The organism is Actinomycetota bacterium (assembly GCA_036280995.1).
In the GTDB taxonomy this organism is placed as follows: Bacteria; Actinomycetota; CALGFH01; order CALGFH01; family CALGFH01; genus CALGFH01.
Genome location: DASUPQ010000392.1, coordinates 1 through 7891, shown reverse-complemented (window position 1 = coordinate 7891; position 7891 = coordinate 1). Strand labels below are relative to the sequence as shown.

Annotated in this window: 6 protein-coding genes; 5 read left to right on the top strand and 1 reads right to left on the bottom strand. The window is 72.0% G+C overall.

The genetic code is table 11. From position 1 onward, the window contains the following. Nucleotides 1–201 precede the first annotated feature (201 nt). Entirely contained in the window at nt 202–1305 is a 1104-nt protein-coding gene (locus VF468_13090; protein ID HEX5879230.1) for a LacI family DNA-binding transcriptional regulator, read from the top strand. Here the strand turns inward: VF468_13090 and VF468_13085 are convergent. Next, a complete protein-coding gene (locus tag VF468_13085; GenBank protein ID HEX5879229.1) occupies nt 1206–2495 on the bottom strand; it encodes a lactate racemase domain-containing protein in 1290 nt (429 codons plus the stop codon). The two genes, VF468_13090 and VF468_13085, sit on opposite strands and share 100 nt — an antisense overlap. Nucleotides 2496–2620: 125 nt before the next feature. Between VF468_13085 and uxaC the strand changes: the two genes are divergently transcribed. From uxaC to VF468_13065, 4 genes are all read left to right on the top strand, one after another. Next, complete coding sequence (gene uxaC, locus VF468_13080) at nt 2621–4042, top strand: glucuronate isomerase (protein ID HEX5879228.1); 1422 nt, start codon at nt 2621–2623, stop codon at nt 4040–4042. Beyond that, nucleotides 4039–5442, top strand: coding sequence for a mannitol dehydrogenase family protein (locus VF468_13075; GenBank protein ID HEX5879227.1), 1404 nt, complete (start codon nt 4039–4041; stop codon nt 5440–5442). The genes uxaC and VF468_13075 overlap by 4 nt, the downstream gene beginning before the upstream one ends. 24 nt (nt 5443–5466) lie before the next feature. Then, nucleotides 5467–6117 (top strand): cytidylate kinase-like family protein, encoded by a 651-nt coding sequence (locus tag VF468_13070; GenBank protein ID HEX5879226.1) that lies wholly within the window; start codon nt 5467–5469, stop codon nt 6115–6117. Nucleotides 6118–6418: 301 nt separating this feature from the next. Beyond that, the coding region (locus tag VF468_13065; protein HEX5879225.1) for a glycoside hydrolase family 3 N-terminal domain-containing protein at nt 6419–7891 on the top strand (1473 nt) is incomplete at its 3' end.

Sequence of the window (7891 nt, the reverse complement as noted above, 5' to 3'; positions counted from 1 at the left end):
GAGTGGCGCTGTCCTGGGGTCGGAGCATGCCGGTCCTCCTCTGGACGTCCCTGGCTCGGATGCCGGGTGGTCGCCCGCCGGAGCCCGGCTGGCCGACCCCCGCCTTAGTAAGCCACGGCGGCGCAGGGGTGGCAAGCGGTTGCCAGGTGTTGTCGCACCGCGTAGCATTTGGCGCATAGCCGACGCCCTCGGGAGGCGCCCGTGACCGAAAAGGCACGCCGTCGGCGGGCCGGATCGGCCCCCACCATCTACGACGTGGCCCGGGAGGCCGGCGTCGCCCCGTCGACGGTGTCGCGGACCTTCTCCCGGCCGGGTCGGGTGAACGCCGAGACCGCCGAGCGTGTCCGTGCCGTGGCCACCGGCCTCGGCTACCGCACCAACCCGCCGGCGCGGGCGCTGTCGACCGGGCGCAGCTCGATGGTCGCGCTGGTGATCCCGGACGTGACCAACCCCGTCTACTTCGACATCACCCGGGGAGCGGAGGACGCCGCCGCCGAGGCCGGCTACACCCTGCTGCTGGCCGACTTCCGGGAGTCGGGCCGGCTGGAGCGCGAGGCCATCGACCGGGCGGTGCCCGCGGTCGAGGGGCTCGTGCTGGGAGGGCCACGCATCCCGGACTCCGCGATCCTGATGGCGGCCAAGCAGCGTCCCACGGTGGTCCTCAACCGCGTCGTCGCCGGCCTCCCCAGCGTCGTGACCGACAACCGGAGGGGGATGCGCCACGCCGCCCAGCACCTCGGGGCGCTGGGCCACGACACGATCGCCTACCTGGCCGGGCCCGAGGCGTCGTGGGCCGACGGGATGCGGTGGTGTTCACTGCGGGAGGCCGGCCTCGAGCTCGACCTGCGGGTGCGCCGCCTCGGCCCCTACCCACCGACCGTCGCCGGTGGCCTGGCCGCGGTCGACGACCTGCGCCAGCGCCCGACCACCGCGGTGGTCGCCTACAACGACCTGATGGCGATCGGCCTGATGCACGGGCTGCGGCGCGCCCGGGTGCATGTTCCCAGACAAGTGAGCGTGATTGGGTTCGACAACATCTTCGGCTCCGACTTCTGCACCCCGGCGCTGACCACCGTGGCGGCGCCGCTCCGCGCGCTCGGGGCCGCGGGTGTCCGCCAGCTGCTCGCTGAGCTGGGCGGTACACAACCCCGGGCGGGGCAGCCCGGCGTGCTGCCGGTGCGGCTGGTCGTGCGGGACTCGACCGCTCAGCGCAGCCGGAAAAGGTCCTCCCCGGCCCGGGGGACCACCAGCGTGTCCGGGTCGGCCGTCCAGGCGTCGGGGTCGACCTCGGCCGGGTCCAGGTAGTCCAGGTTCACCGCCCGGACCTGCTCCTCGGGGATGCCGGTGGCCAGGGTGACCGTGACCCGGCCGTGCTCGATGCCGGTGGCCTCGTCGTAGGTGCCGGCGCCGCGCAGGTGGGTGGAGTGGGCCAGCACACCCCAGGGGACGATCTTGAAGCGGTCCCACTGCTTCACGAAGTAGTCCCGGCAGTGGTAGCCGACCTCCTTGACCTCCGGGTGGGTGGAGCTGATCTCGCGGACGTGGGGGGCATACAGCACGACCTGGCCGCCGTCGGCGACGACCGGCTCGACCTTGTAGAAGCCCTTGGCCGCGGTCCACATGTCGTGGTACATGGCCGGGATGATCGACAGCACCCGGCGCACCGGGGCGTCGAGGTAGCGGACGTGGGTCTCGGCGGCGACGTCGGCAGCCGCCGCCCAGGCGGCCAGGGGCTCGCCGAACGCCGCCGAGTGCAACGCCTTCGACCCCGACTTGACCACCACGCAGAAGGCCAGCTTGTCCCCGGGCACCAGCGACACGGCCTCGTCGATCAGCGCCCGGACCGGGGTGGTGCCGCGGGTCCCAATGATCTCGGCGCTGGTGATCAGCGCCCCCAGCCAGTGCGACAGGTTGATGACCTCCTGGCTGGAGACCCCGGGGAAGAAGTACTTGTTGCCGCCGGAGAAGCCGACGACCTCGTGCGGGAACACCGGGCCCACGACCAGGGCCACGTCGTGCTCGACGACGGCCCGGTTCAGCCGCACGTCGACCGACTGGTGGAAGCGGCCCTCGGAGAGCTCGGCGATCCGGTCGGCGCCGATGGTGCCGACCGAGGCGAAGGCCGCCGGGTCCCACCACTCGTGGTTGCGGACGGTGGCACCCGGGTAGCGCTCGGCGAACGCGCCGGCCGGATAGCCCAGGTGCCTGGCCAGCTCGGTCTCCCCCATCCTCGCGTGGGTGCCCAGGGCGACCAGCACCGTCAGCCGCGTGACCCGGCCGTGGAGCGCCTCGTGCACCGCACCCAGCAGCAGCGGCATCGGGCAGCTGCGGGTGCCGTCCGGCACGACCACGCACACGCTGCGACCGTCCAGGTCGGCCGCCCCGAGCTGCTCGAGGACGAATGCCCTGACCTGCTCATCGGTGAGCACCCCTTCGGGTTCACCGATCTGCGCGACGGGCGGGGCCGGTCGCGTCTCCGGCCGCGTCTGTGTCATCTCCACCTCCAGCGGTCCGGACCGGCACCCTCCAGCCTGCTCGGATCGACGGCCGCAGGCAATGCCGATTCGGCAACAACTGGCAACCGGTTGTCATGCCGGGTCGGCGCGCCCACCATAGGCCCATGACCACCGCTGCGCCCGCCCTCCGGCTCCACCCGGACCGGTTGCTTCCCCCGGAGCCCGGGGTCCGGGCGATCGCGCGGCGGCTCTACGAGGTCGTGCGCGACCTCCCCATCCTGTCCCCCCACGGCCACGTCGACCCGCGGCTGCTGCTCGACGACGAGCCCTTCGCCGACCCGGCGAGCCTGCTGGTGACGCCCGACCACTACGTGACCCGGCTGCTGCACGCCAGCGGGGTCCCGCTGGACGCCCTCGGCGTGGGCCGCGGCCAGCTCGCCGAGGCCGAGGCGCGGGAGGTGTGGCGGCTGCTCTGCTCGCACTGGGACGTCTACCTCGGCACGCCCGTACGGTACTGGCTGGAGGCGGAGCTGGCCGAGATCTTCGAGATCTCCCTGCGGCCCTCCGCCCAGACGGCCGACGCCATCTACGACCAGGTGGCCGACCGGCTGGCCAAGGACGGCTACCGGCCGCGGGCGCTGTATGACCGGTTCCGCATCCAGGTGCTGGCCACCACCGACGACCCCTGCGACGACCTGTCCGCGCACGCCGCCCTCGCCGCCGACCCGACCTTCACCGGGCGGGTCATTCCGACGTTCCGGCCCGACCGCTACCTGGAGCCGGGCCAGCCCGGGTGGCCGGACGCGGTGACCCGGCTGGCCGAGGTGGCCGACCTCGACACCGGGGACTATGCCGGCTTCGCGCGGGCGCTGGAGGCGCGGCGACGGCACTTCGTCGCCCACGGCGCCGTCTCCGCCGACCACAGCCACGTCGACGTCCGCACCGACCCGCTGGAGCCGGCCGAGGCCGGCCGGATCTACCGGGCCGCGCTGGCCGGGGAGGCGACCGAGCCCGAGGCGACGGCGCTGCGCCGGCACCTGCTGCTGGAGATGGCCCGCATGTCCTGTGACGACGGGCTGGTCATGACCCTGCACCCGGGCGTGCGCCGCGGCCACCATGGGCCCACCACCGCGAAGTTCGGGGCGGACACCGGCAACGACATCCCCATCCGCGTCGAGTTCACCGACGCCCTGCGCCCGCTGCTGGAACGCTACGGCACCCACCCCAACCTCCACCTCGTCGTGTTCACCCTCGACGAGACGGTCTTCTCGCGCGAGCTCGCCCCGCTCGCCGGCTTCTACCCGACGATGTACGTCGGCGTGCCGTGGTGGTTCCTGGACGCTCCCGACGCGACCCGGCGGTTCCGAGCCGCGGTCACCGAGACCGTGGGCTTCTCGCGGACCTCCGGGTTCGTCGACGACACCCGGGCGTTCTGCTCGATCCCGGCCCGCCACGACATGTCCCGCCGCATCGACGCGGGCTGGCTGGCGCAGCTGGTGGCCGAGCACCGGCTCGACGAGGACGAGGCCGCCGAGACGGCGCTCGACCTGGTCACCGGGCGGCCGCGGGAGGTGTTCAAGCTGTGAGCGGCGCCCAGACGGCCGCCGGGGAGCTGTCCCGCGCCGCCGGCCACGGCCGGCCCGCGGCGCCGGCCCGGCTGGTCCACCTCGGGCTCGGCAACTTCTTCCGCGCCCACCAGGCCTGGTACACCGACCGGGCCCCCGACGCCGGAGACTGGGGCATCGCCGCGTTCACCGGCCGCTCGGCCGAGCTGGCCGACGCCCTCAACGCCCAGGAAGGCCTTTACACGCTGGTCACCCGGGCCGCCGACGGGGACAGGTTCGACGTGCTGAGCAGCCTCTCCCGGACCCACCCGGCAGCCGACTACGAGGCCTGGCTGGGCTATCTGGCCTCCCCGGACGTCCGCGCGGTCACCATCACCGTCACCGAGGCCGGCTACGTCCGCGGCGCCGACGGCGGCCTCGATCGCGACCGCCCCCAGGTCCAGGCCGACGTCGAGACGCTCCGCCACGACCTCACCGCCCTGGTGCGCACCGCCCCGGCCCGGCTGGTCGCCGGCTGCGCCGCCCGGCGGCGCGCCGAGGCGGGGCCACTCACCCTGGTCCCGTGCGACAACCTGCCGGACAACGGTGCCGTGGTGGCCCGGGTGGTCCGCGACCTGGCCGAGATGGTCGATCCCGGCCTCGCCGGCTGGCTCGCCGGGTCGATCGCCTTCGCCACCACCATGGTCGACCGGATCACGCCGAAAACCACCCAGGAGGACCTCCACACGGTCAAGGCGGCCACCGGCCTGGACGACCGCGCCCCGGTCGCCACCGAGCCGTTCAGCGAGTGGGTGCTCAGCGGCCCGTTCCCCGGCGGCCGGCCGCGCTGGGAGGACGCGGGCGCCACCTTCACCGACGACATCCAACCCTACGAGCAGCGCAAGCTGTGGCTGCTCAACGGCGGTCACTCGTTGCTGGCCTACGCCGGATCCGCCCGGGGACACCAGACGGTGGCCGAGGCGGTGGCCGACGAGACCTGCCGGGCCTGGCTGGAGGAGTGGTGGTCGGAGGCGTCCCGGCACCTGAGCCTGCCGGCAGCCGACGTCGCGGCCTACCGCGCCGCCCTCCTGGACCGGTTCGCCAACCCAAGGATGCACCACCGGCTGGACCAGATCGCCGCCGACGGCTCCCAGAAGCTGCCGGTCCGCATCCTGCCGGCCCTGCGGCGGGAGCGGGCCGCCGGCCGGCTGCCCGAGGGCGCGGCCCGCGCCCTCGCCGCCTGGGTGTGCCACCTGCGGGGTGTCGGCGCGGCGGTCACCGACGCCCGCGCCGACCAGGTGGTCCCGCTCGCCGCCGGCCCCCTCCCCGAGGCGGTGCCCCGCGGGTTGGCGGCCCTCGACCCGGCCCTCGCCGACGACGGCGACCTGGTGGCGGCCGTGCTCGCCCACGCCGACCAGCTCGGGCAGCCGAAGCGGTCATAGAACGGTGACGTCAAGGAGGTTGTGATGTCCGACACCACACCCACCCCGGAGCGTTCGTCCAAGCCCGTGGTGACCCTGTTCGAGTCGTACGGGTCGGGCGCGAGCTACATCGGGCCCCGGGTGGCGCAGGCGCTGGACGTGCCCTTCCACCCGCAGGCGTTCTCGTCCGAGGAGATCGAGAACGCCATGGTCGAGCGTGAGAGCGAAGGGCTGCTCTCCCAGGTCTTCAGCGCCATGGGCGGCCAGTACCTCGGGATCGAGGGCGGATCCGTCGCCATGGCCCAGCAAGACAAGTACGACCTCGCCATGGAGAACACCCGCAAGGTCGTGGAGGACGCACGTCAGGGCGGCGTCATCATCGGACGCAACGGGGCGTTGATCCTGGCGAACTGGCCGGCGGCGCTCCACGTCAAGCTGGACGGTCCCCTCAGGCAGCGGATCGAACGAGCCGCGAAGGACAGCGGAATCGACATCGAACGGGCCGCGAAGCGTCAGAAGCGGGAGGACCAGGTCCGCGCCGACATGTCGATCGAGTTCTACGGTTGGGACCCCCGGGAGACGGAGCGCTACGACCTGATGGTCAACACGGGGACCATGGACCTGGACACCTGCGTCGACATCATCGTCCAGGCCGCACTGGTCAAGGCTGGGCTCGCGAGCGCCGCATCCCCGTAACCGCTCATCGGCTATGAGCGCCTCGGATCCGATGCAGCTCTCGCTGTGCCGACGCCTGAGCACTATCTGCCCCTGCTGGATGTGATCGCCGGGTGCCGCGGCAAGGGGGCGAGCGGACCCCCGGCCCCAGTGGTCGGCCCTATTCAGCTCCTGGTTCCGGTGGGTCCAGTCCGCGTCTGCTGGCTGGACGCCTTACCACGACGACGCTGACCTCGAGCCGGTGGCTCGTCACGTCGCGAAGGTGGCGTCACGACTCTCTTATATTGGGCGAATACGGCCACGCCACTGAAGGAGATCCGCCTTGTCCGGAACCACGTCCGCCTGGCAGGACACGTCCCTCCCTCCCCGTGAGCGGGCCACCAAGCTCGTTGCGGCCATGACCTTGGAGCAGAAGGCCGCCCAGCTGCACGGCGCCATGGAGACCATCGACATCTACGCCATCGCCGCGCAGGCGGCGGAGTCCGGGACGGACATGGACCAGCTTGCCGCCCAGATCCAGATCGAGCGGCACGTGAAGGCGATCGACGAGCTGGGGATCCCCCGGTTCCGGATCACCAACGGGCCGGTGGGCGTCGGCATGGGCGACGGCACCCCGAGCCCGCCGGCCACCTCCCTGCCGATGACCATCGGCCTGGCCGCCGGGTTCGACCCCGACCTGGCCCAGGCCTACGGTGACATCATCGGTTCGGAGACGGCGACGCTGGGCCAGCACGTGCTGGAGGGCCCCGGCGTGTGCCTGCACCGGACCACCATCGCCGGTCGCAACTTCGAGTACTTCTCCGAGGACCCCTACCTGACCGGGGTGATGGGGGTCGCGGTGGCCAAGGCGATCCAGGCGCACGACGTGATCGCCATGGGCAAGCACTATGTGGTCAACGACCAGGAGTACGAGCGGTTCCGGGCCAGCGTTGAGGTGGATGAGCACGTCCTGCGAGAGCTCTATCTGCTGCCGTTCGAGATGCTGGTCAAGGACGCCGAGATCGCCGCGTTCATGAGTGCCTACAACCGGATACGGGGCGTGTACGCCACCGAGTACCGGCACACACTGACCGACATCCTGCGGACCGAGTGGGGCTTCGACGGATACGTCCAATCCGACTTCTGGTCGTGCCGCTCCGCTGCCCCGTCACTCAACGCCGGCATGGACCATGAGATGCCGGACGCCAAGTGGCTCAACGAGTCGAACGTCAAGGCCGCCCTCCAGGACACCAGCCTGGAGATCGAGACCGTGGACCGTGCCCTGGTCCGCCGCTACACCCAGATGTTCCGGTTCGGACAGTTCGAGCGCCCCTACGATCCCGGCGAGATCGACGCCCAGGCCCACGGCGCTGTCTCCCGGACCATCGGCTCGCAGATCGCCGTCCTGCTCAAGAACGAAGGCGGGTTGCTGCCGCTCGACCCCGGCGCCGGTTCCATCGTCATCATCGGCCAGTCCAAGTTCGTCGACGAGGCCTGCCTGGGCGGAGGCGGCTCGTCCAAGGTGATCCCGTTGTACACCGTGCCGCCGCTGGACGGCATGCGGGACGTGTTGCGGGACCTCGGCTCGCCGGCGACAGTGACCAAGGTGACCATCGCCGACGACCTTTCCAACCTGAAAGAGGCCAAGGACGCGGCCAAGGAGGCCGACGCGGTGGTGCTCATGGCCGGGCTGGTGGCGACCGAGGGCGCCGACCAGGCGGACGCCAACATGCTCAACGACCAGAACCGGATGCTGGAGGAGCTGTTGGGCGTCAACCCGGCCACGGTGGTGGTGATGAAGGACAGCAACCCGGTG